Annotated in this window: 23 protein-coding genes; 14 read left to right on the top strand and 9 right to left on the bottom strand. The window is 69.3% G+C overall.

All coding sequences use genetic code 11. The features are described 5' to 3' along the window. Positions 1–172: 172 nt before the first annotated feature. The 7 genes from ACT541_RS17335 (at position 173) to ACT541_RS17305 (ending at position 6,890) form a co-directional block, all read left to right on the top strand. Positions 173–1,372 carry a phosphoglycerate kinase gene (locus tag ACT541_RS17335; RefSeq protein ID WP_476138355.1) on the top strand — a complete coding sequence of 400 codons (1,200 nt, stop codon included), beginning with the start codon at positions 173–175 and terminating at the stop codon, positions 1,370–1,372. A gap of 187 nt (positions 1,373–1,559) precedes the next feature. Beyond that, the gene (locus tag ACT541_RS17330) at positions 1,560–2,177 is read left to right on the top strand and encodes a thiamine phosphate synthase (RefSeq protein WP_476138354.1); all 618 of its coding nucleotides are present in this window, start codon (positions 1,560–1,562) and stop codon (positions 2,175–2,177) included. A gap of 5 nt (positions 2,178–2,182) precedes the next feature. Next, on the top strand, positions 2,183–3,337 hold the full coding sequence (locus tag ACT541_RS17325) for a tetratricopeptide repeat protein (protein ID WP_476138353.1): 1,155 nt from the start codon (positions 2,183–2,185) through the stop codon (positions 3,335–3,337). 72 nt (positions 3,338–3,409) lie between these two features. Beyond that, positions 3,410–4,198, top strand: coding sequence for an inositol monophosphatase family protein (locus ACT541_RS17320; RefSeq protein WP_476138352.1), 789 nt, complete (start codon positions 3,410–3,412; stop codon positions 4,196–4,198). 120 nt (positions 4,199–4,318) lie between these two features. Beyond that, the gene (locus tag ACT541_RS17315; protein ID WP_476138351.1) at positions 4,319–5,338 is read left to right on the top strand and encodes a flagellar motor protein MotA; all 1,020 of its coding nucleotides are present in this window, start codon (positions 4,319–4,321) and stop codon (positions 5,336–5,338) included. A gap of 2 nt (positions 5,339–5,340) precedes the next feature. Beyond that, the gene (locus ACT541_RS17310; protein WP_476138350.1) at positions 5,341–6,363 is read left to right on the top strand and encodes a peptidoglycan -binding protein; all 1,023 of its coding nucleotides are present in this window, start codon (positions 5,341–5,343) and stop codon (positions 6,361–6,363) included. 26 nt (positions 6,364–6,389) lie between these two features. Beyond that, on the top strand, positions 6,390–6,890 hold the full coding sequence (locus ACT541_RS17305) for a GNAT family N-acetyltransferase (RefSeq protein WP_476138349.1): 501 nt from the start codon (positions 6,390–6,392) through the stop codon (positions 6,888–6,890). Positions 6,891–6,980: 90 nt separating this feature from the next. Here ACT541_RS17305 and ACT541_RS17300 read toward each other — a convergent pair whose 3' ends face one another. Further along, positions 6,981–7,250: a hypothetical protein gene (locus ACT541_RS17300; protein WP_476138348.1), complete on the bottom strand. Its 270-nt coding sequence runs from the start codon at positions 7,248–7,250 to the stop codon at positions 6,981–6,983. 617 nt (positions 7,251–7,867) lie between these two features. Between ACT541_RS17300 and rcdA the strand changes: the two genes are divergently transcribed. Next, positions 7,868–8,398: a protease adaptor protein RcdA gene (gene rcdA / locus ACT541_RS17295; protein WP_476138347.1), complete on the top strand. Its 531-nt coding sequence runs from the start codon at positions 7,868–7,870 to the stop codon at positions 8,396–8,398. Positions 8,399–8,551: 153 nt separating this feature from the next. Here rcdA and rpmE read toward each other — a convergent pair whose 3' ends face one another. Then, positions 8,552–8,773: a 50S ribosomal protein L31 gene (rpmE, locus tag ACT541_RS17290; RefSeq protein WP_476138346.1), complete on the bottom strand. Its 222-nt coding sequence runs from the start codon at positions 8,771–8,773 to the stop codon at positions 8,552–8,554. A 310-nt stretch (positions 8,774–9,083) separates the two neighbouring features. Here rpmE and ACT541_RS17285 point away from each other — a divergent pair, with 310 nt between their 5' ends. Beyond that, complete coding sequence (locus ACT541_RS17285) at positions 9,084–10,895, top strand: ABC transporter transmembrane domain-containing protein (protein ID WP_476138345.1); 1,812 nt, start codon at positions 9,084–9,086, stop codon at positions 10,893–10,895. A 150-nt stretch (positions 10,896–11,045) separates the two neighbouring features. On the opposite strand, the gene lysA is transcribed toward ACT541_RS17285, so the two are convergent. Next, complete coding sequence (lysA, locus tag ACT541_RS17280) at positions 11,046–12,338, bottom strand: diaminopimelate decarboxylase (RefSeq protein WP_476138344.1); 1,293 nt, start codon at positions 12,336–12,338, stop codon at positions 11,046–11,048. A 275-nt stretch (positions 12,339–12,613) separates the two neighbouring features. Next, positions 12,614–14,281: an energy-dependent translational throttle protein EttA gene (gene ettA, locus ACT541_RS17275; protein WP_476138343.1), complete on the bottom strand. Its 1,668-nt coding sequence runs from the start codon at positions 14,279–14,281 to the stop codon at positions 12,614–12,616. 253 nt (positions 14,282–14,534) lie between these two features. Between ettA and ACT541_RS17270 the strand changes: the two genes are divergently transcribed. From ACT541_RS17270 to ACT541_RS17250, 5 genes are all read left to right on the top strand, one after another. Continuing rightward, positions 14,535–15,347, top strand: a complete 813-nt coding sequence (locus ACT541_RS17270) for a class II glutamine amidotransferase (protein ID WP_476138342.1) — start codon at positions 14,535–14,537, stop codon at positions 15,345–15,347. Between the two features lie 153 nt (positions 15,348–15,500). Then, complete coding sequence (ppk2, locus tag ACT541_RS17265; protein WP_476138341.1) at positions 15,501–16,664, top strand: polyphosphate kinase 2; 1,164 nt, start codon at positions 15,501–15,503, stop codon at positions 16,662–16,664. Positions 16,665–16,741: 77 nt separating this feature from the next. Then, the gene (locus ACT541_RS17260; RefSeq protein WP_476138340.1) at positions 16,742–17,353 is read left to right on the top strand and encodes an HAD family hydrolase; all 612 of its coding nucleotides are present in this window, start codon (positions 16,742–16,744) and stop codon (positions 17,351–17,353) included. A gap of 108 nt (positions 17,354–17,461) precedes the next feature. Beyond that, positions 17,462–19,279, top strand: a complete 1,818-nt coding sequence (locus tag ACT541_RS17255; protein ID WP_476138339.1) for a cation:proton antiporter domain-containing protein — start codon at positions 17,462–17,464, stop codon at positions 19,277–19,279. A gap of 109 nt (positions 19,280–19,388) precedes the next feature. Next, the gene (locus ACT541_RS17250; protein ID WP_476138338.1) at positions 19,389–20,294 is read left to right on the top strand and encodes a PfkB family carbohydrate kinase; all 906 of its coding nucleotides are present in this window, start codon (positions 19,389–19,391) and stop codon (positions 20,292–20,294) included. Positions 20,295–20,366: 72 nt separating this feature from the next. Here the strand turns inward: ACT541_RS17250 and ACT541_RS17245 are convergent, their stop codons facing one another. The 5 genes from ACT541_RS17245 to ACT541_RS17225 all read right to left on the bottom strand — a co-directional run bounded on the left by ACT541_RS17245 (position 20,367) and on the right by ACT541_RS17225 (position 25,598). Next, on the bottom strand, positions 20,367–21,074 hold the full coding sequence (locus tag ACT541_RS17245) for a cytochrome b/b6 domain-containing protein (protein ID WP_476138337.1): 708 nt from the start codon (positions 21,072–21,074) through the stop codon (positions 20,367–20,369). After that, complete coding sequence (locus ACT541_RS17240; RefSeq protein ID WP_476138336.1) at positions 21,071–21,505, bottom strand: c-type cytochrome; 435 nt, start codon at positions 21,503–21,505, stop codon at positions 21,071–21,073. The genes ACT541_RS17245 and ACT541_RS17240 overlap by 4 nt, the downstream gene beginning before the upstream one ends. Positions 21,506–21,637: 132 nt before the next feature. After that, positions 21,638–23,227 (bottom strand): peptide chain release factor 3, encoded by a 1,590-nt coding sequence (locus ACT541_RS17235; RefSeq protein WP_476138335.1) that lies wholly within the window; start codon positions 23,225–23,227, stop codon positions 21,638–21,640. Between the two features lie 110 nt (positions 23,228–23,337). Beyond that, positions 23,338–24,225: an RNA polymerase sigma factor RpoH gene (gene rpoH, locus ACT541_RS17230; RefSeq protein ID WP_476138334.1), complete on the bottom strand. Its 888-nt coding sequence runs from the start codon at positions 24,223–24,225 to the stop codon at positions 23,338–23,340. Between the two features lie 194 nt (positions 24,226–24,419). Next, entirely contained in the window at positions 24,420–25,598 is a 1,179-nt protein-coding gene (locus ACT541_RS17225) for an RluA family pseudouridine synthase (RefSeq protein ID WP_476138333.1), read from the bottom strand. Between the last annotated feature and the right edge of the window lie 16 nt (positions 25,599–25,614).

Below are 25,614 nucleotides of genomic sequence, written 5' to 3'. Positions count from 1 at the left end.
TTCGTGTCGGTCCTCTCCTGGTACGACAACGAGTGGGGCTTCTCCAACCGCATGAGCGATACCGCGGTCGCGATGGGCAAGCTCATCTGACCGCGACCGAGTTTGGGGCGAAAAGAAGGGTCGGCCGCGTCGCGGCCGGCCCGTTCATCCACCTCCGACCGGAGAATTCGTCATGAGCGCATTCAAGACCCTCGACGACGCCGCGGTGAAGGGCAAGCGTTGCCTCGTCCGCGTCGATCTGAACGTACCGATGGAAGACGGCGTCGTCACCGACGACACCCGCATCCGTGCCGTCCTGCCGACCATCACCGAGATCGCCGACAAGGGCGGCAAGGTGATCCTGCTCGCCCACTTCGGCCGTCCCAAGGACGGGCCGGAAGCGAAGTATTCGCTGGAGCAGGTCGTCGCGCCGCTGGCCTCGCGCCTCGGCCGTCCGGTCGCCTTCGCGGCCGACAGCATCGGCCCGGTGGCGGAAGCGGCCATCGCCGAGATGAAGGACGGTGACGTCCTCCTGCTCGAGAACACCCGCTTCTACAAGGGCGAAGAGAAGAACGATCCGGCGCACGTGAAGAAGCTCGCCGCGCTCGGCGACGTCTTCGTCAACGACGCCTTCGCCACCGCCCACCGGGCGCATGCCACCACCGAGGGCCTCGCCCACGAGCTGCCGGCCTATGCCGGTCGCTGCATGCAGGCCGAACTCGACGCGCTGACCAAGGCGCTCGAGGCCCCGACCCGTCCGGTCGCGGCGGTCGTCGGCGGCGCCAAGGTGTCCTCGAAGCTCGAGCTGCTCGGCAACCTCGTCGAGAAGGTCGACTACCTGATCATCGGCGGCGGCATGGCCAACACCTTCCTCGCCGCCCAGGGCGTCGAGGTCGGCAAGTCGCTGTGCGAGCACGATCTGGCTCCGACCGCCCGTGAGATCGTCGAGAAGGCCAAGGCCGCCGGTTGCACCGTCGTCCTGCCGGTCGACGGCGTCGCGGCGAAGGAGTTCAAGGCCGGTGCCGCCAATCGCGTCGTGAAGAACGGCGAGATCGCGGCCGACGAGATGGTGCTCGACGCCGGTCCGGCCTCGGTCGCCGCGGTGATCGGTCTGCTCGACACCACGATCAAGACGCTGGTGTGGAACGGCCCCTTCGGCGCCTTCGAGATCGAGCCTTTCGACGCCGCGACCAACGCGGTCGCCAAGAAGGCCGGCGAACTCGCCGCCAAGGGCGCGATCGTCGCGGTCGCCGGCGGTGGCGACACCGTCTCGGCGCTGAACCACGCCGGTGCGGCCGACGACTTCACCTACATCTCGACCGCCGGCGGCGCCTTCCTCGAGTGGCTCGAGGGCAAGGCCCTTCCGGGCGTCGAATGCCTGCGCAAGGCGTGAGACGCGGTCGACACGAATGAAGATGCGGCCCGGGAGCGATCCCGGGCCGTTTCTTTTCGGATATTTCACCGCGCATCGCGTCGCCCGAGCGACACCCTTCCCCCTTGCCACCGTCGTGCCGAAATCCCATAGGAAGACACCACGCGCGGCCATGCCGGTCGCGCCGCTCTTTCCGAGGATATCGCCCGTGCCCCGTCTCTGCCTCGTCACCCCGCGCGACGTCGACGTCTCGACCTTCCCGGCGGTGCTCGACCAGACGCTCGCCGCCGGCGACGTCGCCTCGCTGATCGTCGCGCTCGAGGCCGGATCGGAGATGGCGCGCCAGCGCATCGCCGAGCTCCTCACCCCGATCGCCCAGAAGCACGACGTCGCCGTCACCGTGCGCAACGACACCCGGACCGCCGGCCGCGCCAAGGCCGACGGCATCCATGTCGACACCGGCATCGCCGACCTGCGCTCCGCGCTCGAGACCTTCCACCCCGCCGGCATCGTCGGCGTCGGCGGTCTCGAGACCCGCCACGAGGCGATGGAAGCCGGCGAGACCCAGGTCGACTACGTCTTCTTCGGCAGCCTCGACCGCCCCGAGGCGCCCGAGGCCGATCCCCGCGCCCTCGACCTCGCCACCTGGTGGGTGCCGCTGTTCGAGCCGCCGGTCATCCTGATGGCCGGTTCGACGCTGGCCTCGCTCGAGGAGGCCGCCGCCACCGGCGCCGAGTTCGTCGCCCTGCGCGACGCGATCTGGGCCGATCCGCGCGGCCCCGTCGCCGCCCTCGAAGAGGCGACCCGCCGCCTCGCGGAGGCCTGATCGCCATGGCCCCGCGCCGCACGCTTCGTCTTCTCCTCCTCGCGACGCTCGCCGCGGCGCCCTTCGCGGCGGCGCCGGCCTTCGCCGTGACCGAGAAGCCGACGAAGCCCGCGGCCAAGAAGGAGGCGCCGAAGAAGCCCGCGGCCGCCCCGTCGATCCCGGCCGGCGCCTTCGCGCCGAAGCTGGTGCCGGTCGCCCCCGGTCAGGCGCCGACCAATCTCGAGGGCGCCACCCTCTCGCCCGTGCCGACGACGACGCCCGACGACGCCGACCCGGTCTATTCCGCCTTCCAGCGCGGCCGCTGGCTCGCCACCATGGCGCTGGCGATCCCGCGCGCCGAGGCCGGCGACACCGCCGCCATGACGATGATCGGCACGCTCTACGAGGGCGGCCTCGGCGTGCCCGCCGATCTCGCCAAGGCGGCCCGCTGGTACGGGCTCGCCGCCGACAAGGGCGACCGCGAGGCCCAGGCGGCACTCGCCCAGATGCTGCTCGCCGGCCGCGGCCTGCCCCGCGACGACGCCCGCGCCTGGACGCTCTTCGCCGCCGCCGCCGAGAAGAACCAGCCGATCGCCCTCTTCAACGGCGCCGTCATGATGCTCGACGGCCGCTACGCCCCGCACGACGTCGACAAGGCCGCCGACTGGATGCGCCGCGCCGCCGAGCAGGGCAACATCGAGGCGCAATACGCCTACGCCACCATGCTGTCCGATCCCGACAACGCGCACGCCGATCCCGTCGCCGCCGCCCGGTGGATGCGCGAGGCCGCGACCGCCGGCTTCGAGGCGGCCGAGGTCGACTTCGCGCTGATGCTGATCAACGGCCGCGGCGTGCGGAAGTCGGCGGAGAACGCCTTCGTCTGGTTCCGCCGCTCGGCGCTGCGCGGCAACGCCATCGGTCGCAACCGGCTGGCGCGCATGTATGCCGCCGGCATCGGCACGCAGCCCGACCCGGTCGCCGCCCTCACCTTCCACATCCTCGCCAAGCGCCAGGGCCTCGCCGACGTCTGGCTGGAGACGCGTCTCGCCGACCTCTCCGACGCCGACCGCGCCCGCGCGACCCGCGAGGCCGACCGCCTCGACGCCCGCAACGCCGGTATCGAGGCCGAGGAGGGCGACGCCGCCGCGAGCGGCGCCGACAAGCCTGCTCCGCGCCCCTGAGCGCCTTTTTTCTTGAATCGAGCGGCGTTTCGTGGTGACGAGAGGCCGCTCCACGAAACTCGGAAAGACACGATGGCACGCTCGGCACTCCTCAACGTCATGGTCGACGCCGTCCGCAAGGCGGCTCGCTCGCTCGTGCGCGACTTCGGCGAGGTCGAGAACCTGCAGGTCTCCCACAAGGGTCCGGCCGATTTCGTCTCCGCCGCCGACCGCAAGGCCGAGGCGATCCTGCGCGAGGAACTCTCCCGCGTCCGTCCGACCTACGGCTTCCTGCTCGAGGAAGGCGGCGTGGTCGAGGGCTCCGACCCGACCCACACCTGGATCGTCGACCCGCTCGACGGCACCACCAACTTCCTCCACGGCATCCCGCAGTTCGCCATCTCGGTGGCGCTGAAGCGCAACGATCAGATCGTCGCCGGTGTCGTCTACAATCCGATCCTCGACGAGCTCTACGTCGCCGAGCGCGGCGGCGGCGCCTTCCTCAACGATCGCCGTCTGCGCGTCGCCACCCGCCGCGACCTTCACGAATGCGTGATCGGCACCGGCATCCCCTTCCTCGGCCACGGCGATCACGCCCGCTGGCTGAAGGAGGTCGGCGCACTGAGCCGCGAGGTCGCCGGCATCCGTCGCTTCGGTGCCGCCTCGCTCGACCTCGCCTGGGTCGCCTCGGGCCGTCTCGACGGCTTCTGGGAGCGCGACCTGCAGCCCTGGGACATGGCGGCCGGCATCCTGCTGGTGCGCGAGGCCGGCGGCTTCGTCACCGACCTCAAGGGCGGCGAGCGCATGCTCGAGACCGGCTCGGTCATCTGCGGCAACGAGAACGTCTACAAGCGCGTCGCCAAGGTCATCACCGAGGCCTGATCGCGGACCTCGGTTCGCGGTCGCACCCGCCGTCGTCGAATCGTCGCGAAGGCGTGACCGATCCGTGCTTGTCTCGCGGCCCGGCGGCGTTCATCCTGCCGCCACCCCGCGAGACACGACATGGCACCGAGACACGAACACGAACGCCTCTCCTCCCCGCAGGTCTTCCTCTGGCGGATGGTGATCTTCCTGGTGATCGCCGGCTTCGTCGGCGTGATCCTCCAGCGCCAGGCCATGGCGGCCTTCTCGGCCAATCCGGCGCTGAACGGCTTCATCCTCTTCGTCGCCGCGCTCGGCATCCTGCTGGCGATGCGCCAGGTGATCCGCCTCTTCGCCGAAGTGCGCTGGGTCAACGCCTTCCGCGCCGCCGATCCGACCGCCCCCGCCCTGCCGCGCCCGCGCCTGCTCGGACCGATGGCGGCGCTGATCGGCGATCGCGGCACCGCCGGGCTGACGCCGACGACGACCCGCTCGATCCTCGATTCGATCGGCATGCGCCTCGACGAGACGCGCGAGATCACCCGCTACATCGCCGCGACGCTGGTCTTCCTCGGCCTGCTCGGCACCTTCACCGGCCTCTCCGAGACCGTCTCCTCGATCGGCGACACGCTGAAGACGCTGAACGGCAGCGCCTCCGACCTCGGCGCCGTCTTCGAGGATCTCAAGACCGGCCTCGCCAAACCGCTGTCGGGCATGGGCCTCGCCTTCTCGTCCTCGCTCTTCGGCCTCGCCGGCTCGCTGGTGATCGGCTTCCTCGACCTCCAGGCGGGTGCGGCGCAGAACCGCTTCTACAACGAGCTCGAGGACTGGCTGGCGACCGAGACCGATCTCGAGCTCGACCGCCCCGGCTCCGGCGTCGAGGGGCTCCAGCGCTCGATCGACCGTCTGGCGCGCCTCACCGAGATGGGCTCGACCGGCGGCGGCAAGACCGCCTCGGCGCTGGGTGAACTCGCCGAGAGCCTGCGTGGCCTCGTCGCCGAGGTGCGCGCCGAACAGGCGCAGATCCGCGGCCTGATCGACGCCCAGGGCGAGACCGCACGCGCCACGCTGACCGCGCTCGACCGCATCGCCGGCGCCCTCGATCCCGACGGCGGCACGCCCGCCCGCGCGCCGGCCGACACGCCCGCCGACGGGAGGTGACGATGCGCCTCGCCCGCCGTCGCCGCGAAGGACCGATCGACTACTGGCCGGGCTTCGTCGATGCCCTGTCGACGCTGATCCTGGTGGTGATCTTCCTGCTGTCGGTCTTCATGCTGGCGCAGTTCTTCCTGTCGAAGGAGATCACCGGCAAGGACAGCGCCCTCGTCCGTCTGCAGAAGCAGATCGCCGAACTGACCGAGCTGCTCGCCCTGGAACGCGGCGGCAAGGCCGACGTCGAGAGCGAGGCGACGCGCCTGCGCGCCGGTCTCTCCGACGCCCGCGCCGAAGGCGACGCCCTGCGCACTCGCATCGACGCGCTGGAGAAGAGCGCGGCCTCCGGCGCCGGTGCCGCCGCCGGCGCCGGCGCGGCGCTCGACGCCGAGAAGCGGCTGTCGGCGGAAGCCCTCGCCCAGGTCGACCTGCTCAACCGCCAGATCTCGGCGCTGCGCCGCCAGATCGCCGCGCTCGAGGAGGCGCTCGACGCCTCGGAGAGCCGCGACAAGGAGAGCCGCACCAAGATCGCCGACCTCGGCGCCCGCCTCAACGTGGCGCTGGCGCAGCGGGTGCAGGAGCTGCAACGCTATCGCTCCGACTTCTTCGGCCGGCTGCGCGAGATCCTCGGCAACCGCCCCGACGTCCGCGTCGTCGGCGACCGCTTCGTCTTCCAGTCGGAAGTGTTGTTCCCCGTCGGCTCCGACGCCCTCGACGACGCCGGCCGCGCCGCCATCGACCGCATCGCCGCCGCCATCCGCGACCTCGAACGCGAGATCCCCGCCGACGTGCCCTGGACGCTGCGCGTCGACGGCCACACCGACGAACGCCCGATCGCCGGCCGCTTCGCCTCCAACTGGGAACTCTCCGCCGCCCGATCGATCGCCGTGGTGCGCAGACTGGTCGAGGCCGGCGTCTCGCCGAAACACCTCGTCGCCGCCGCCTTCGGTGAGTTCCAGCCGCTGGAGGAAGGCAAGACCGAAGAGGTCTACGCCCGCAACCGCCGCATCGAGATCCGCCTGACCGACCGTTGAGCGGTGGGCAGCATCAGGAGCCACCGTTGAGCGACAGCGAAGGTCCCCGCGACGCCGTCCCCGACCTCGCCCGCACGCTCCGCGAGGTCCTCCCGTTCGTCCACGCCTACCTGCCCGAGATCGTCGATCTCTGGGTGGCGTCGTGGACGAAGACCATGCCGGAGATCGACTTCGAGGCCCGTCGCGGCTGGCTGGTCGACCGGATCGCCGAGCATCTCGCAAACGGCGTCCACGTCGCGGTGGCGATGTCGGCGACCGGCGACGTCCGCGGCTTCGTGACGATCGATCCCAAGACCGGCTGGCTCGACCAGATCGCCGTGCACCCGTCCGTCTGGGGCGCCGGTTTCGCCGAGGCGCTGCTCGCCGAGGCCCGCCGCGTCTCGCCCGGCCGCGTCGGTCTCGACGTCAACGCCGACAACGCCCGCGCCGTCGCCTTCTACGAGAAACAGGGCTTCGCCCGCGTCGGCGAGGGGCGCAACCCGCGCTCCGGTCTGCCGACGCTGGTCATGGAGTGGCGGCCGGCGTGAAGGGCCCCAGAAAACACCGAGCGCCGCGGCGTGTCTCCACGCCCGGCGCTCGCGAAACTCGGGTCCGGTCGAGCCGGACGGGACGGTGGTTCAGGCGCAGCGCTTGAACAGGTCGTCCAGCGCCTGAAGGCGGCTGTCCATCGACTCGTTCATCGCATGGGCCACCGGAATGGCGGCGATGCCGATGCGCTTGCCCGTCGTCAGCGCGACGAAGATCTCGCCGCCGTCGCCGTCGACCGCGACCGACTTGACGGTGGGAAGATCCGAAACCATGGCGGCGATCAGATCGGTCATTTCGTGGACGGAAAGGCGGGCCTTGCCGAGAAGTTCGCTGGCGTTGACGTTTTGGCCGGCAGTCATGACGTGTACCTTGGGTCCTCTCCGGATCTTCCCCTCGAAGATCCTCCGATTTTGAGACAATTGTGACCGATCGAGTCTTGACCGAATCTTTCGATGCAACTCGAAGGTGACTTTCGTCCCCGGTGAACGATCAGCGTGGTTTACCCTTCGTGAATCCGGCCGCCACCGGAAGACGACGGGCCGCGATGCCGTTCGCGAGGTCTTCCTCGCAGTGGGTCATGTCTTTTTTGCGACCGCGAACTGGACGCGGTCGAGATCTCCACGACGTGATCGTCGATCCGCCCGGCGGCGCGGTCCGCAGCCGCGGGCGACGCCCGAAGCGGCGGCGTATGGCGCGCCGTTTCATCGTCGATTAAGGTTTCCGATCGATGATGGTGACATCCGGAATTTCCGGATCGCGAGTGGCTTGCCCACTCGGCTCGTTGCCTCCTAAGAGACTCGGCGAGAGCCGCGCATCCCGCGGCTCTCCTTTTTTCCGAGACCGCGGCGACAACGGCCGGCGGTCGCGCGTCGCGCCTCCCCGCCGGACACGGCATGGCTCTTGCGACGGGAAGGTCGATGAAACGCGCGGTGTCCCGCTTCGGGGCAGGTCCCGCGTGTCGCTCGAGGAGATGGCGATGAACCCGGACGTTCCCACCGACCAGACCGAAGCCGCCGAGACCGTCGATTTCGCGTCGCGCTTCGCCGGATCGGAGACCTTCCGCCAGCTCTTCCGCGAAGGCATGGCGCTGGTCGAGGAGACCGCATCCTATCTCGACGGCCCCGGCCGTTCCGAGAGCCGCGGTCTGTCGCGCGCCGCCTCGTTGATCTACGCCACCGAATCCATGCGCCTGACCACGCGCCTGATGCAGCTCGCCTCCTGGCTCCTGCTGCAGCGCGCCGTCAACGAAGGCGAAATGACGCAGCAGCAGGCAGGCCTCGAGAAGTCCAAGGTCCGCATCGAGGATCGCCCCGCCGATCGCACCGGCCCCGGCTGGGACGAGGTGCCGGACACGCTGCGCGATCTGGTCGAGCGCTCGCGCCGCCTGCAGGAGCGCATCCGCAAGCTCGACGACGCCATCTATGCCGAAACCGAACGGGCACCGGCGCCGAACCCGGTCGCCGACCAGCTGGGCCTCCTCGCCCACGCCTTCGGCCGCAACGACTGACGATCCGTCCCGTTTCGGGACAGAAGGGCCGGCGCGATCGCTCGCGCCGGCCTTCGTCGTTCTCGCCGGCGGCGGCCGCGACACGCGGGTCGAAAACGAAAAACCCCGGCCTTTCGGCCGGGGCAATCGTTTCGGACGGGTCCGAAGGGTCGATCAGAGACCGAAGCCCTTGAACTTGTCCTTGAACTTGGAGATGCGGCCGCCGCGGTCGAGCAGCTGCTGCGAACCGCCGGTCCACGCCGGATGCGACGACGGATCGATGTCGAGGTTCAGCGTGTCGCCTTCCTTGCCGAAGGTCGAGCGCGTGGTGAACTCGGTGCCGTTGGTCATCACAACCTTGATGGTGTGATAGTCGGGATGGATGCCCTGCTTCATGGTCGTGCCCCGTTCCGTGACACCGCTGCCGGGTTCGGCGGCCGCGCTCACGCGATCGTGTCGATGAGGTTCGACAAAGACGAGGCCGCGTCGGTGCGCGACACGGCCGTCTCGTCGGTTCGGCGGCGTTCATATAACAATCGGGCTCCACGAACAAGGGTGATCGCACCGATCGCCGGCGCTTTCCCCGCCTCGACCGCCCGCGACCTTCGTCGCTTTCACGGTCTCGGGACTTGATCCCTCCGCTGGAAGCGTTCAAGGAAGTCGCGCCGGCAGAGGTCCGGCTCGACCGAGCGACGAGGGACCCACGGTGGCGAGAAAGACGAGCACCTCCGAGACCGGCAGCGAGCCGGCCAAGCGCCGTTCCGTGCGTCCGCTGAAGAGCCTCCTGCCCTATGTCGCGCGCCACCGCGGTCACGTCTTCGCCGCCCTCTGCGCGCTGGTCGCCGCCGCCGGCGTGACGCTCGCCCTGCCGCTCGCCGTGCGGCGCATGATCGACCACGGCTTCTCCGCCGCCGACAGCGCCTTCATCGATCGCTACTTCGCCGTCCTGATGGTGCTGGCCTGCGCCCTCGCGCTGGCCTCGGCCACCCGCTACTACCTCGTCACCTGGCTCGGCGAGCGCATCGTCTCCGACCTGCGCGCCCATGTCTTCGAACACGTGACGCGGCTCTCGGCCGATTTCTGGGATCGCTCGCATTCCGGCGAGATCGTCTCGCGGCTGACCGCCGACGCCACCCAGATCAAGTCCGCCGTCGGTGCCTCCGCCTCGATCGCGCTGCGCAACTTCTTCCTCTTCGTCGGCGCCGTGGCGATGATGGTGGTGACGAGCCCCCGCCTCTCGGCGCTGGTGCTGCTCGCCATTCCCTTCATCGTGCTGCCGCTGGTCGCCTTCGGCCGCAAGGTGCGCGCCCGCTCGCGCCTCGCCCAGGACACGCTCGCCAACGCCGCCGCCTTCGCCACCGAGAGCATCGGCGCCATGCGCGCGCTCCAGGCCTTCACCAACGAGAAGAGCGCCGTCGGCCACTTCACCGCCGCGGTGGACCGCGCCTTCGAGGCCGCCCGCTCCTCGACCCGCGCCCGCGCCCTCCTCACCGCCGTCGCCATCTTCATGGTCTTCGGCTCGGTCGTCGCGGTGCTGTGGATCGGCGCCACCGACGTGCTCGAGGGCCGCCTGACGCCCGGAACGCTGTCGCAGTTCGTGCTCTATTCGGTCTTCGCCGCCGGCGCGCTCGGCGAGCTCAGCCAAGTCTGGGGCGAGATCGCCCAGGCCGCCGGTGCCGCCGAACGGCTCTCCGAGCTCCTCGCCGAACAGCCGACCATCGCCGCCCCGGCGAACCCGGTCGCCCTGCCCGAGCCCGCCACCGGCCTGGTGCGGCTCGACGCCGTCCGCTTCGCCTATCCCGGCGCGCCGGACCGCGTCATCCTCGAAGACCTCTCGCTCTCGGTCTCGCCCGGCGAGAAGATCGCCCTCGTCGGCCCCTCGGGTGCCGGCAAGTCGACGGTCTTCCATCTGCTCGAGCGCTACTACGACCCGCAGTCGGGCACCGTCTCGATCGACGGCGTCGACGTGAAGGCCGCCGACCCGACCGCCGTGCGCGACCGCATCGCCATCGTGCCGCAGGACACGGTGATCTTCGCCGACACGATCATGGAGAACATCCGCTACGGCCGTCGCGACGCCTCCGACGAGGAAGTGATCGCCGCCGCCCGCACCGCGCTGGTCGACGAGTTCGTCGAGAAGCTGCCGGCGGCCTGGGCGACCCAGGTCGGCGAACGCGGTGTGACGCTCTCCGGCGGTCAGCGCCAGCGCCTCGCCATCGCCCGCGCCGTGCTGCGCGCCGCACCGATCCTGCTGCTCGACGAGGCGACCAGTGCGCTCGACGCCGAGAGCGAGGCCCTCGTCCACACCGCGCTCGAGCGCCTGATGGTCGGCCGCACCACGCTGGTCATCGCCCATCGGCTGGCGACCGTGCTCGCCTGCGACCGCATCCTGGTCATCGACGGCGGCCGCGTGGTCGAGCAGGGCACCCACGACGAGCTGGTGGCGAAGGACGGCATCTACGCCCGTCTGGCGCGCCTGCAGTTCCGCACCGGCGAGGCGGGCCCGCTCGCCGATTGAGGGCGGCGTCCCTTCGTTCGGCTTCACCCTGAGGTGCGAGCGGAGCGAGCCTCGTGAGGCGCGAAGCCACGACGGGCCTTGCCACTCGGCCTTTCACCCTTCGAGGTCCGGCTGCGCCGGGCTCCTCGGGATGAAGGGCCTCCGCGCGCCTCAGCTGCCCGCGGTCCACGCCGGCAGCGTCTCCCAGCCGAGCTGTTCCTCGACCGTGACGCGGCGGCGCACCACGGCGAAGCGGCCGTCCTCGACCAGCACTTCCGGCACCAGCGCGCGGGCATTGTAGGTGCCCGCCATCGTCGCCCCGTAGGCACCGGCCGTCGCCATCACCACCAGATCGCCGGCATCGAGCGGCGGCAGCGTGCGGCGCTTGGCGAAGGTGTCGGAGCTCTCGCAGATCGGCCCGACCACGTCGTAGACGACCCGCTCGGCATCCTTCGGCTGGCGCACCGGCACGATGTCGTGGTGGCTGTCGTACATCGCCGGGCGCAACAGGTCGTTCATGCCGGCATCGACCACCGCGAAGGCGACGTCGGCGCCTTCCTTGACGAACTCGACCCGGGTGACCAGCACGCCGGCATCCGCGACGATCGACCGACCCGGCTCGACCGCGAGCCGGCAGCCCAGATCGCCCACCGTCGAGCGGATCGTCTCGGCGATCTCGGCCGGCGTCGGCGCGTGTTCGTTGCGATAGGGGATGCCGAAGCCGCCGCCGAGGTCGAGCCGCTCGATCGCGTGGCCGCGGGCGCGCAGCTCGCGCACCAGCTTGGCCATGCGGGCATAGGCCTCGGCGAAGGGGTTGGTCTTGAGGATCTGCGAACCGATGTGGACGGCGAGACCGACGAGGCGGACGTTCGCCATCGCCTTCAACTCGTTGTCGAGCCGGCCGAGGCGGTCGGCATCGACGCCGAACTTGTTGTCCTTCTTGCCCGTGGTGATCTTGGCGTGGGTGTCGGCGTCGACGTCCGGATTGACGCGCAGCACCACGGTCGCCACCTGCCCGAGCTCGCCGGCGATCCGGTCGATCCGCCACAGTTCCTCGTAGGACTCGGCGTTGATCTGGTGGATGCCGGTCCGCAGCGCCTGGGCGATCTCGGCATCGGTCTTGCCGACGCCGGAGAAGACCACCCGATCGGCCGGAATGCCGGCGGCCAACGCGCGCGTCATCTCGCCGCCCGAGACGATGTCGGCGCCCGCCCCTTCCTTCGCCAGGATCGACACCACCGCCCGGTTGGCGCAGGCCTTCATGGCGTAGTGGACCGAGACGCCGAGCGGCGCCAGCGCATCGGCGAGCGAACGGTAGTTCTCGCGCAGGCGCTTGGCCGAATAGAGATAGAACGGCGTGCCGACGTCTGCCGCGATCGCCGAGACCTTGACGCCCTCGAGCGCGAGTTCGCCGTCGATCGTCGACCAACAGGAGGCGGGAAGGCGGCGCAGGAGTTCGGTCATCGTCGGGGTCCGGTCGATTGGCGGGGATGGGGCGGCGTAGCACGTTTTCCCGACGGAGGGGAGAGCATGCCGCACACCCGTTCGCAATGCGCAAGAACCAGGTCGCAATCGGTGATTTCACGCAATGTTGCGACGACGTTTCTCTGCTACCCTGGCGTTATTGCGAGACGGGGCGGGCGCGAGCTTGCTTCACCTTTTCAGCGGTGCTTTCAGATGGGAAGAGCCCGGCGAGAGCGATCTCGCCGGGCTCTTTTTTCTCGTACCGAGGACGGCGATCAGCGCGTCAGCGGCTTGTACTTGATGCGGTGCGGCTCGACGGAGCTCGCGCCCAGACGACGGACCTTGTCGGCCTCGTAGTCCTGGAAGTTGCCCTCGAACCACTCGACGTGGCTGTCGCCCTCGAAGGCGAGGATGTGGGTCGCCAGACGGTCGAGGAACCAGCGGTCATGCGAGATGACCACGGCGCAGCCGGCGTAGTCCTCGAGCGCCTCTTCCAGCGCCCGCAGCGTGTCGACGTCGAGGTCGTTGGTCGGTTCGTCGAGGAGCAGGACGTTGGCGCCCGACTTCAGCATCTTGGCGAGGTGAACGCGGTTGCGCTCGCCGCCCGAGAGCACACCGACCTTCTTCTGCTGGTCGCCGCCCTTGAAGTTGAAGGTCGAGCAGTAGGCGCGGGAATTGATCTCGCGTTTTCCCAGATAGATCACGTCGTTGCCGCCGGAGATCTCTTCCCACACGGTCTTGTTGGGGTCGAGCGCGTCGCGCGACTGGTCGACGTAGCCGAGCTTGACGCTCTCGCCGATCTTGATCGTGCCGGCATCCTGCTGTTCCTGCCCGGTCAGCATGCGGAACAGCGTCGTCTTGCCGGCGCCGTTCGGGCCGATCACGCCGACGATGCCGCCCGGCGGCAGCTTGAAGGTCAGGTCGTCGATGAGGAGGCGATCGCCGAAGCCCTTGGTGATGCCCTCGAAGTCGACGACGTTGTTGCCCAGCCGCTCGGCGACCGGAATGATGATCTCCGCCGTGCCGACCTGCTTGTTCGCCGCGCGCTCGACCAGTTCCTCGTAGCGCTGGATACGCGCCTTGGACTTGGCCTGACGGGCCTTCGGCGAAGCCGCGATCCATTCGGATTCGCGAGCCAGCGCGCGCTGGCGGGCGGCGTCCTCGCGACCCTCCTGCTCGAGGCGCTTCTGCTTCTGACCGAGCCACGAGGAGTAGTTGCCCTCGTAGGGGATGCCGCGGCCGCGATCGAGCTCGAGGATCCACGAGGTGACGTTGTCGAGGAAGTAGCGATCGTGAGTGATGATCAGCACGGCGCCCTTGTAGTCGCGCAGGTGCGATTCCAGCCACGCCACCGATTCCGCGTCGAGATGGTTGGTCGGCTCGTCGAGGAGCAGCAGGTCGGGGTGCGACAGCAGCAGCCGGCACAGCGCCACGCGGCGGCGCTCGCCGCCCGACAGCCTGGTGACGTCGGCGTCCGGCGCCGGGCAGCGCAGCGCGTCCATCGCCATCTCGACCTGGCTGTCGAGATCCCACAGGTTCTGCGCGTCGATCTGATCCTGGAGCCTGGTCATCTCCTCCATCAGCTCGTCGGAATAGTCTTCCGCCAGCTGCATGGAGATCTCGTTGAAGCGGTCGATCAGCGCCTTCTTCGGCGCGACGCCGACCATGACGTTCTCGAGCACGGTCTTGTCCGCGTCGAGCTTCGGCTCCTGCTCGAGGTAGCCGACGGTCGCGCCCTTGGCGACCCAGGCCTCGCCGGTGAACTCCTTGTCGATCCCGGCCATGATCTTGAGCAGCGTCGACTTGCCGGCGCCGTTGACGCCGAGCACGCCGATCTTGGCGTCGGGGAAGAACTGGAGATGGATGTTCTCCAGCACCTTCTTGCCGCCGGGATAGGCCTTGGTCAGGCCGTGCATGTAATAGACGTACTCGTAGGAGGCCATGTGGCGCGCATCCTCGCAGGGCGGAAGGGAACGGCGGGGGTCGTCGCCCCCGCAAAACTCGGGTGCGGCATCGGGGAAATCCCCGAAAGCCGCGGTCGCGCCCTATGTAGCGGCACCCGCGACGCCGGGCAATGGGCGCTCGAGGCGGAACACCGACCGCGCCGCAGCGTCATGGTTGACCAATCGTTAACTCGGCCCGTTGCACCATCGTGGAATCGTCATGCGGAAGGAACCATCCGAGGGATCCCCGCCCATGTGCCGCATTCTCGCCTACGCCGGTCGCCCGATCCTGCTCGAGGATCTGGTCTGTCGCCCGAAACACTCGCTCGTCCATCAGGCCCTCGACGCCCACGAGAGCCGGACGACGACCAACGGCGACGGCTTCGGCATCGGCTGGTACGGCGAGCGCCCCGAGCCCGGCCTCTATCGCGAGACCCTGCCGGCGTGGTCGGACGAGAACCTGCGTTCGATCTGCTCGCAGGTGCGCTCGCGCCTGTTCTTCGCCCATGTCCGCGCCTCGACCGAAGCCGCGGTCGCCCGCGTCAACTGCCATCCCTTCGTCCACGGCCGCTGGATCTTCATGCACAACGGCCAGATCGGCGGTCACAAGAAGATCCGCCGCCGGCTCGAGGCGATGATCCCCGACGAACTCTACGAGCGGCGCGTCGGTGCGACGGATTCGGAAGCGCTGTTCCTCGCCGCCCTCGGCCAGGGGCTCGACGCCGATCCGGTCGGCGCCATCGCCGCCACCATCCGCGCCGTCGTCGACTTCCAGACCGAGGCCGGCGTCGCCGATGCCTTCCGTTTCGCCGCCTGCCTCTCCGACGGCAACCGCATCTGGGCCTTCCGCTGGTCCTCCGACGCCTTCCCGCCGACGCTCTACCTGCGCGCCCGCGAGGACGGCCACGTCGTCGTCTCCGAGCCGATCGACGAGGAGGCCGACGACTGGGTCCCCGTCCCGCGCTCCGCTCTCCTGACCGTCGAACCCGATGGTCCGCCGATCTTCCGCGATCTCGACCGGCTGATCGCCGGCGCCGCCCGCGTGCGCGGCACCGCCACCGGTTGATCCGCCTCAAGGCCGGATGCGCGTCTGCCGCGTAGGCTGACGACATTCGCCAAAGAGCCCCGAGTCCCGCGGGCACGCCCACGGGAGCATGGGGCGTGTCGTCGACCGCGTCGCCGCCTCCGGAGCGGCGCCCGCACGAAAGGGCCCTCGCGCATGACCATGGAACACGCCGTCGACGAAGAGACCCTGCAGCCCGCCACGATCGAACCGGCGCCGCGCCCGGCGCCCCGCCGTCGCACCCGTGCGGCACCGGCGACGCCGGTCGCCACGCCGAGCGATGTCGTGCCGATCGCGGTCGAGACGCCGGCCCCCGCCCCGGCGCCCGCCGCCCCCGCCCCGGCGGCCGTCGAAGCCGCGCCCGTCGCCACCGACGACGACGTCGACGACGAGGCCCCCGCTTCCAGGGGCAAGAAGGACAGGAAGGACGGCGGCGAGACCCGCCACCATCTCGCCGAGATGCGCCGCGACCCGGCCGCCATCGCCCATGTCTTCGAGAGCGGCGAATACCCCTACGCCACCAAGATGCGCGGCAAGGTCTACGAGGCCCACAAGCTCGAGCTCCAGCGCGAGTTGCTGAAGCTCCAGCGCTGGGTCGAGGAGACCGGCGAGCGCATCGTCATGCTGTTCGAGGGTCGCGACGCCGCCGGCAAGGGCGGCACGATCAAGCGCTTCATGGAGCACCTCAACCCGCGCACCGCCCGCGTCGTCGCCCTCCAGAAGCCGACCGAGCGCGAGCGCACCCAGTGGTACTTCCAGCGCTACATCGCCCATCTGCCGGCCGCCGGCGAGATCGTGATGTTCGACCGCTCCTGGTACAACCGCGCCGGCGTCGAGCGCGTCATGGGCTTCTGCTCGCCCAACGACTACCTCGAGTTCATGCGGCAGGCGCCCGAGTTCGAACGCATGCTGGTGCGCTCCGGCGTCCGCCTGTTCAAATACTGGTTCTCGGTCACCCGCGAGGAGCAGAAGCGCCGTTTCGACGCCCGCGAGCACGATCCGCTGAAGCAGTGGAAACTGTCGCCGATCGACCGCGCCTCGCTCGACAAGTGGGACGACTACACCGAGGCCAAGGAGGCGATGTTCTTCTACACCGACACCGCCGACGCGCCCTGGACCATCATCAAGTCCAACGACAAGATGCGCGCCCGCCTCAACTGCATGCAGCATTTCCTGTCATCGCTGCCCTATCCGTCCAAGGACGGCTCGATCGTCACCGGCGTCGATCCGCTGATCGTCGGCTCGACCGAACACGTCATCGGCCGCGACAACAAGATGCTGGTGAAGGCGATCCATCCGGAGCTGAAGCGCGGACGCTGATCGCCCCGCCTTCGCCCTTTTCGACTGCCACGAAGGCTCCGACCGCCCCGGCCGGGGCCTTCTTTCCCGGATGTGTCATGACCGTCACCAACGTCGTCTTCGACATCGGCCGCGTGCTGATCCAGTGGGATCCGACGCTGCTCTACAGCCGCCTGCTGCCCGAACCCGGTCGCGCCGCCTGGTTCCTCGCGACGATCCTGCCGCACGAATGGAACCTCGAGCTCGATCGCGGCACCTCCTTCGCCGACGGTATCGCCGAGCGGATCGCCGCCCATCCGGAATGGGAACGCGAGATCCGCGCCTGGGACGAGCACTGGCACGACATGGTGCCCGGCGCCATCGACGGCACCGTCGCCCTGCTCGAGCATCTGCGGGCGAAGGGCGTGCCGACCTTCTCGATCACCAACTTCTCGCGCGAGAAATACGCCGAGGCACGCGAGCGCTTCCCCTTCCTGCAGGGCTTCCGCGACACCGTCGTCTCCGCCCACGAGAAGCTGGTGAAACCCGACCCGGCGATCTATCGCGTGCTCCTCGATCGCAATCGCCTTTCGCCGGAGACCTGCCTCTTCGTCGACGACATGCCCGAGAACGTCGAGGCCGCCCGCGCGCTCGGCATGAAGGCGCACCGTTTCGTCACCCCCCAGGCCTTCGCCGTCGAACTCGCCGCCCACGGCCTGCCGGTGCCGTGAGGCCTGCGCGACCCCGCGCATGCGAGAAGCGCGTCGGTCGCGCTTTCATCGTGTGGTCGTATGGGCCATTCTGAGAAGAATTCGCAAACGACGGATTCGAGGAGTGGCATGGCGGGCACGGCGATCGACCTGACGCAGATGAAGGACGTTCTGGTCGTCCTCGGCACCGCCGGTGTCGTCGTGCCGCTGATGCATCGCCTCAAGGTCGGCTCGGTGCTCGGCTTCCTGATGGCCGGCGCCATCCTCGGGCCCCATGGGCTCGGGCGGCTCGCGGACACCTTTCCGCCGATCGGTTGGATCACACTCCAGGCCTCGGAGGAGATCGCCGACATCGCCGACTTCGGCGTCGTCTTCCTGCTCTTCGTCATCGGCCTGGAACTGTCGATGGCGCGCCTGTCGGCGCTGAAACGCCTCGTCTTCGGCCTCGGCGGCTTTCAGGTCCTGCTCTCAGCCTTCCTGATCGGCGCCACGGCCCTGCAGTTCGGCCAGACGCCGGCCGCCGCGCTGGTGCTCGGCACCTGTCTGGCGCTGTCCTCGACCGCCGTCGTCATCGAGGTGCTGGCAGAACAGAAGCGGCTGGCGACCGTCACCGGCCGCACCGCCTTCGCGGTCCTCCTGTTCCAGGACCTCGCGGTCGTGCCGATCCTCTTCATGGTCGATCAGCTCGGCGGCGGCCATACCGGCGAGTCCGTCTGGATCGGCCTCGGTCTGGCGCTGATCAAGGGCATCGGTTCGGTCGCCGCCATCATTCTGCTCGGCCGCGTCGCACTGCGTCCGCTGTTCCGAGCGGTGGCCGAGACCAAGTCGGTCGAACTCTTCATGGCGACGATCCTCTTCGTCGCCATCGGCACCGGCGTCGCCACCGCACTCGCCGGCATGTCGATGGCGCTCGGCGCCTTCGTCGCCGGCCTGATGCTGGCCGAGACCGAATACCGCCGCGCCATCGAATCGATGATCGAGCCCTTCAAGGGCCTGCTGCTCGGCGTCTTCTTCTTCTCGGTCGGCATGAGCGTCGACCTCGACTACGTCGTCGCCCATCCGCTGTCGATCGTCGCCGGCTCGGTCGTCCTCGTCGCCCTCAAGGGCCTCGTCACCGGCCTCGGCGCCCGCCTCTTCGGCATCGATCATGCGCACGCGGTGAAGACGGCTCTGCTGATCGGCCCGGGCGGCGAATTCGCCTTCATCGTCGTCGGCCTCGCCGTGTCGCTGAAGGTCGTCGCCCCCGACACCGCCACCTTCGTCGTCGCCGTCGTCGGCCTGTCGATGGCGGCCATCCCCTTCTTCGACATGGCGGGACGGCGCGTCTCCACCGTCATCGTCCGCCACGCCCCTGTCGATCCCGCGACCCGCGTCGCCCCGCCGGAGAACCACGCCGCCCGCGCCCTGATCGTCGGCTGGGGCCGCGTCGGCCATGTCGTCGCCGACCTGCTCGACGAGCACGGCGTCAAATGGATCGCCGCCGACCTCGACGCCGCCAACGTCGCCGAAGGTCGCAACGCCGATCGCCCGGTCTACTACGGCGACGTCACCAATCTGCTCTTCCTGCGCGCCTGCGGCATCGCCGAGGCCGCCGCCGTCGTCGTCACGGTCGACAACCCGGCCGCCGTCGACGCCATCGTCGAGGCGGTCAAGACGCTGCGCCCCGACGTGCCGCTGATGGTGCGTGCCCGCGACGCCGCCCACGCCCGCCGGCTCTATCGCAAGGGCGTCACCGACGTCGTCCCCGAGACGATCGAGGCGAGCCTGCAGCTCTCCGAGGCCGCGCTCGTCGGCCTCGGCGTCGCCATGGGGCCGGTCATCGCCTCGATCCACGAGAAGCGCGACGTCTTCCGCAAGGAGCTCTCCGACGCCGCCGCACAGTCGCCGCTGGCCTCGTCGGTGGCGCGCAAGCAGGGCCTGCGCTTCCGGCGTCGCGAACCCATCTGACCCCTACGAAAGTCACATACGCAACGCTCCCGACGGGAATCCGTCCATCTCGAAATCTCAACATTCGGCGTGGTAGAAATTTCTTGCCGAAAGAGAAGTGAGATCCGTCATGCCCACCGTACTCGTCGCCGGCGCCGCCGTGCAGGACTTCATCTACCGCTTCGACGCCGCGCCCGCTCGCGGCACCAAGGGCCGCGCCAAGGACTTCACCTCGATCGGCGGCGGCTCCGGCGCCAACGCGGCGGTCGCCGTGGTGCGCCTCGGCGGCAAGGGTCAGGTGCTGGCGCCGCTCGGCGACGACCTGATCGGCGAGATGATCATCCGCGGCCTCAAGGCCGAGGGCGTCGACACCTCCAAGATCCTGCGTATTCCCGGCCGCGAATCGCCGGTCTGCTCGGCGATCGTCGACGGCGACGGCGAGCGCACCATCCTGACCTGGCACCCGCCGCACGTCGCGCCCCCCGAGATCACCGACGAGGAGGCCGAACGGCTGGTCGCCGACGTCGACGCGGTGATGACCGACGATCGTTACCCCTCGATCGCCGTGCCGCTGCTCGAGGCGGCCAAACGTCGCGGCATTCCGGGCGTGCTCGACGGCGACCGCGCCGAGGGCGACGCGCCGCAGATGCTGCAGGCGGCCTCCCACGTGGTCTTCGGCACGCCGGGCCTGCGCGGCACCTCCGGCATCTCCGACCCGACCAAGGGCCTGCTCGCCATCGCCAAGATGACCGACGCCTTCCTCGCCGTGACGCTCGGCTCGGGCGGTGTCATGTGGCTCGAGGGCGACCGCATCCGCCGCCTCCAGTCCTTCCCGGTCCATGCCGTCGACACGCTGGGTGCCGGCGACACGTTCCACGGCTCCTTCGCCCTGGCGCTCGCCGAGAAGATGCCGGAACCCGACGCCTTCCGCTTCGCCTCCGCGGTGGCCGCCATCAAGTGCTCGCGCTTCGGTGGCCGTGCCGGCGTGCCGACCCGCGCCGAGGTCGAGGAGTTCCTCGAGTCGCATCCGTCCTGAGACCGACCGCAGGCAGAAACGACGACGGGGGCCCTTCGGCCCCCGTTCGCATTTCGGATCCGTGACGCCGGATCAGCGGAAGAGCTGCACGCCGCCCCACACCACCGCGACGGCGACCGCGAAACAGACGATCGCCGCGACGATCGATCCGGGCGTCGCGCGGGCTTCGTCGGCATAGTCGCGCGCCGGCTTCCTGCCCGTCGCCATCGCCGGCACCAGCCGCTCCTTCCTGACCACGGCGTGGAAGGCCACCGCCGCGACATGGAGCACCACCGCGATCATCAGGAGATCGAAGGCGTAGCTGTGGATGCGATGGGCGATGTGCACCGCCCTGTCGGAGAGCCCGGCCGCGAAGGGCCCCTCGACGATCAGCCGATCGTCGTCGGCGTTGAAGAGACCGGAGAGCCCCATCAGGGCCGGCAGGCCGATCAGAGCCATGACCATCCAGCCGCCGATCGGGTTGTGGCCGAGATAGTGCGCCTCGCGCCCGCGCAGGAGGTCGAACCCGTAACGGAGGGCGGCGATCGGCGAGCGCAGGAAATTGGCGAAGCGCGACGTCGACCCGCCGACCACGCCCCAGAGCAGGCGGAAGACGACGAGGACGAGGACGAAATAGCCGTTCCAGACGTGCCAGACGGGGTTGCCCCCGCCCAGCTTGTCGGACGCCCATCCGCTCGCCACCGCCAGAACCAGTGCCCACTTGAACAGGCGCGTCGGCCCGTCCCAGGCGAGAACCTCGGGCTGCGTGGCAGCGGCGGCGTCGGTCATGGCGAGGCTCACTTCTTCTCGCGGTAGTTGTCGTGGCAGGCCTTGCAGTTGCCCAGCACCTTGCCGATGTTGGCCTTGAACGAGGCCTCGTCGGTGATGGCGACCTTGGCCGCCTTGGCGTCGGCGCCGAGCTTGGCGAAGATCGCCTCGAACTTGGCCTTCTCTTCCCAGATCTTCGGCGAAGCTTCGGTCTTGCCGGTCTTGGAATTGTCCGGGAAGAGGCCCGGCAGCTTCTCGGTACCGGCGACATAGGCGTCGAGCGCGGCCTGCACCTTGGCGAGATCGAAGGGCGCCTCGCCCTTCAGCATACCGCCGACCGGACGCGTCGCGTCGCCCCAGCCCTTGAGGATGGTCTGGCGATCGGAGAGGGCATCGGCATTGGCGATACCGGCGGCGGCGGCCAGGACGGCACCGGCGAGCACGGCGGTACGAAGCTTGATCATACGGTCGGATCCTCGTGAAGTTGCCGCGGACGGTGCGGCGGGAAGACGGGTTTCGATCGCACGATCATGAGAACGATTCCATTGAACTTCGCGTGAATCGCGTCTCCACCGCGTTGACGATCCGTCGCCGGATCAGCCCTTCTGATAGTCCTTGACGTCGGTGAAGCGCAGCATGTCCCAGCGATCCTCCTCGTATTTCAACGCGAAGGTCGAGGTGGCGAGATGCACCGGATCGCCGTCGAGGTCGGTGCAGTTGGCCGAGCTGTCGCGGCGCGAGAATTCCTCGATCTTGTCCGGATCCTCGCTCGTCACCCAACGGGCGACCGAGAAGCGCGTCGTCTCGAACGAGATCTCGAGCCCGTACTCGGCGGCGAGCCGCTCCTTCAGCACGTCGAGCTGGAGATTGCCGACCACGCCGACGATCGGCTGCGAGCCGTCGCGCGGCTGGAACACCTGCACGACGCCCTCCTCGGCCATCTGCTGCAGGGCTTCCTTCAGCTTCTTCGCCTTCATCGCATCGCCGACACGGACGCGGCGCAGGATTTCCGGCGCGAAGCTCGGCACGCCGCGGAATGTCAGGTCCTCGCCCTCCGTCATCGTGTCGCCGATGCGCAGCGTGCCGTGGTTCGGGATGCCGACGATGTCGCCGGCGAAGGCCTCGTCGGCGATCGAACGGTCCTGGGCAAAGAAGAACTGCGGCGCGGTGAGGCCGATCAGCTTGCCGGTGCGCACCAGCTTCGCCTTCATGCCGCGCTGGAGCCGGCCCGAACACACGCGCATGAAGGCGATGCGGTCGCGATGGTTCGGGTCCATGTTCGCCTGGATCTTGAAGACGAAGCCGGTCATCTTCGCCTCGCCCGCCTCGACGACGCGGGTCGCGGCCCGCTGCTCGCGCGGGCTGGGTGCGAACTTGCCGAGCGCGTCGATCAGGTCCTGCACGCCGGTGTCCTTGAGCGCCGAGCCGAAATAGACCGGCGTCATGTGGCCTTCGAGGAAGGACTGGGCGACGAAGGGCTTGGACGCGCCCTGCGCCAGCTCGACCTCGTCCTTGAACTGGGCGAAGTCCTGCGGCGGCAGCAGCGCCTCGATCCGCGGATCGTCGGGACCCGAGACCGGGATCGAGGCCTCGGCATCCTTCAGGCGGATGGTGTTGTCGTCGAGATCGTAGGTGCCGGCGAAGGCCCGGCCACGGCCGATCGGCCAGGTCTTGGGCGTGGTGTCGAGCGCGAGCGAGTTCTCGATGTCGTCGAGCAGCTCGAACGGATCCATCGTGTCGCGGTCGCACTTGTTGACGAAGGTGACGATCGGAATGTCGCGCAGGCGGCAGACCTCGACGAGCTTCAGCGTCCGCGCCTCGACGCCCTTGGCGGCATCGAGCACCATGACGGCGGCGTCGACCGCGGTCAGCGTGCGATAGGTGTCTTCCGAGAAGTCCTCGTGGCCGGGCGTGTCGAGCAGATTGAACACCCAGTCGCGGTACTCGAAGGTCATGACCGAGGTCATCACCGAGATGCCGCGCTCCTTCTCGATGCCCATCCAGTCCGACCGGGTCTGACGCCGATCGCCCTTGGCGCGCACCTGACCGGCGAGCTGGATCGCACCGCCGAACAGCAGCAGCTTCTCGGTCAGCGTGGTCTTGCCGGCGTCCGGGTGCGAGATGATCGCGAAGGTGCGACGACGGGAGACGGGATCGGCGGAGGGGGCCGCGGCGTGGGAGGACATGGGGTGCGGTCTCGGGAATGACGGGTCGCGCGCGGACGATCCCGGCGCGGGTCTTCGAGATGCCGAGGAAGCGCCGTCGTGTCAACCGAAGAGGCGGTCTGCCCGCCGCATCACGCCGCCGGCAGGGCCTTCGCCTGCGCGCCCTTCATGACCGCGTCCTGCACCTTCTCGAAGGCGCGGACCTCGATCTGGCGGACACGCTCGCGGCTGATGCCGAATTCGACCGACAGTTCCTCGAGCGTGATCGGATCTTCGGCCAGACGCCGCGCCTCGAAGATGCGGCGTTCGCGCTCGTTGAGCACGCCCAGCGCATCGGCGAGCAGCGCCTTGCGGCCGTCGAGTTCCTGACGGTCGGCGAGCACGGTCTCCTGGGTCTCGGCGTGGTCGACCAGCCAGTCCTGCCACTCGGCACCCTCTTCGTCGGCCCGGACCGGCGCGTTGAGCGAGGCGTCGCCGCCCAGCCGCCGGTTCATCGAGACGACCTCTTCCTCGCTGACGCCGAGCTTGGTGGCGATGTGCTTGACCTGATCGGGCTTGAGATCGCCCTCGTCCAGCGCCGAGATCTGGCTCTTGACGCGACGCAGGTTGAAGAAGAGCCGCTTCTGGTTGGCGGTCGTGCCCATCTTCACCAGCGACCACGAACGCAGGATGTATTCCTGGATCGCCGCCTTGATCCACCACATGGCGTAGGTGGCGAGGCGGAAGCCCTTCTCCGGCTCGAAGCGCTTGACCGCCTGCATCAGGCCGACGTTGCCCTCGGAGATCACCTCGGCGATCGGCAGGCCGTAGCCGCGATAGCCCATCGCGATCTTGGCGACGAGGCGCAGGTGCGAGGTGACGAGCCGTTCGGCCGCGGAAGGGTCCTGATGCTCGCGCCAACGCTTGGCGAGCATGTACTCCTCCTGCGGCTGCAGCATGGGGAAGCGACGAATTTCGTCGAGATAGCGAGAGAGGCCGCCTTCGAGCGAGGCGAGCGCGGGGAGAGAAGCCTGGGCCATGCGTTCAGCGCCCTTTCATCCGTGGCGGGGTCGAACCCCTTGCGCCGCCCCCGACCATCGGCGAGCCGCGCGGACGGCACCCCGTGATCCGGGCGTGCCGAGACCGTGATCATAATGCAACCTTCGGCAAAATTGCGACGGCTTTCGGGCCACGGTCGTTCACGTGAACGTCAGGAACGCGCGAGCGGCTCGCCTCAAGCGAGCGCCCGGAGCGCCTCGATCAGCCGGTCCATGTCCTCCGGCCAATCCTCGTCGAAGCGCATCACCTTGCGCTTGTTGGCGGGGTGGGCGAAGGCGATGAGATGGGCGTGCAGCGCCTGCCGGCCGAGCGCCTTCAGCGCTTCCGCGGCGTCGGGTGCGATGCGCTCCAGCTTCTCGATCTTGGTGCGGAAGCCCGAGCCGTAGAGATCGTCGCCGAGCAGCGGATGGCCGATCTCGGCCATGTGGACGCGGATCTGGTGGGTGCGGCCGGTCTCCAGCACGCATTCGACCAGGCTCGCCACCGGTCCCGCCTCCGCCTCGCGCACCTTGGCGCCGGGCCGCGGGCTGCCGAAGACCTCGAGCACCTTGAAATGGGTGATCGCCTCGCGCCCGCCGGTCTTCACCGCCGCCATCGCCTGCCGATTGCGCGGATCGCGGCCGATCTGCGTGGTGATGGTGCCCTCGGTGTATTTCGGCACGCCCCAGATCACCGCGTGATAGGCGCGCTCCAGCGGCCCGGTGCGGCCGTGGTCGGCGAACTGCGCGGCGAGCGACTTGTGGGCGCGGTCGGTCTTGGCCACCACCATCAGCCCCGACGTGTCCTTGTCGAGACGATGGACGATGCCCGGCCGCTCCACCCCACCGATGCCGGAGAGCGAGCCCGCACAATGATGGAGCAGCGCGTTGACCAGCGTGCCGGTGGAATTGCCCGCACCGGGATGGACGACGAGCCCCGCGGGCTTCACCAGCACCACCACCTCGTCGTCCTCGTGGACGATGTCGAGCGGAATGTCTTCCGGCTCGGGGGCGGCGGCCTTGGGCGCCGGCAGATCGACCACCACGACGGCGCCCGCGTTGATCTTGCGCGAGGCGTCGGTTACGGTCGCGCCGCCGAGCGTGACCCGGCCCTCGCCGATCAGGCTCTTCAGCCGCGACCGCGACAGGGACGGGATACGCCGCGCCAGTGCCGCGTCGAGACGCTCGGCCGGGGCATCCGCCTCGATCGTGATCGCGATGGGTCCGGCACCGGGTGCTTCGGTCGCCTCTTCCTCGACCTCGTCGAGATCGTCCGTCGCCGCGACGGTCGGATCGACGTCGAGAAGTCCGGCGGCATCGGCCGCGAGCTCGGCGGCGCGACGCGCCAACCGCTCTCGTCTAGTTTCCCTCGTCATGCCCGAGACCTCGCGT

It is taken from the genome of Pinisolibacter sp. DMC100, assembly GCF_056313705.1.
This window is presented reverse-complemented; position numbering and strand designations above follow the sequence as displayed.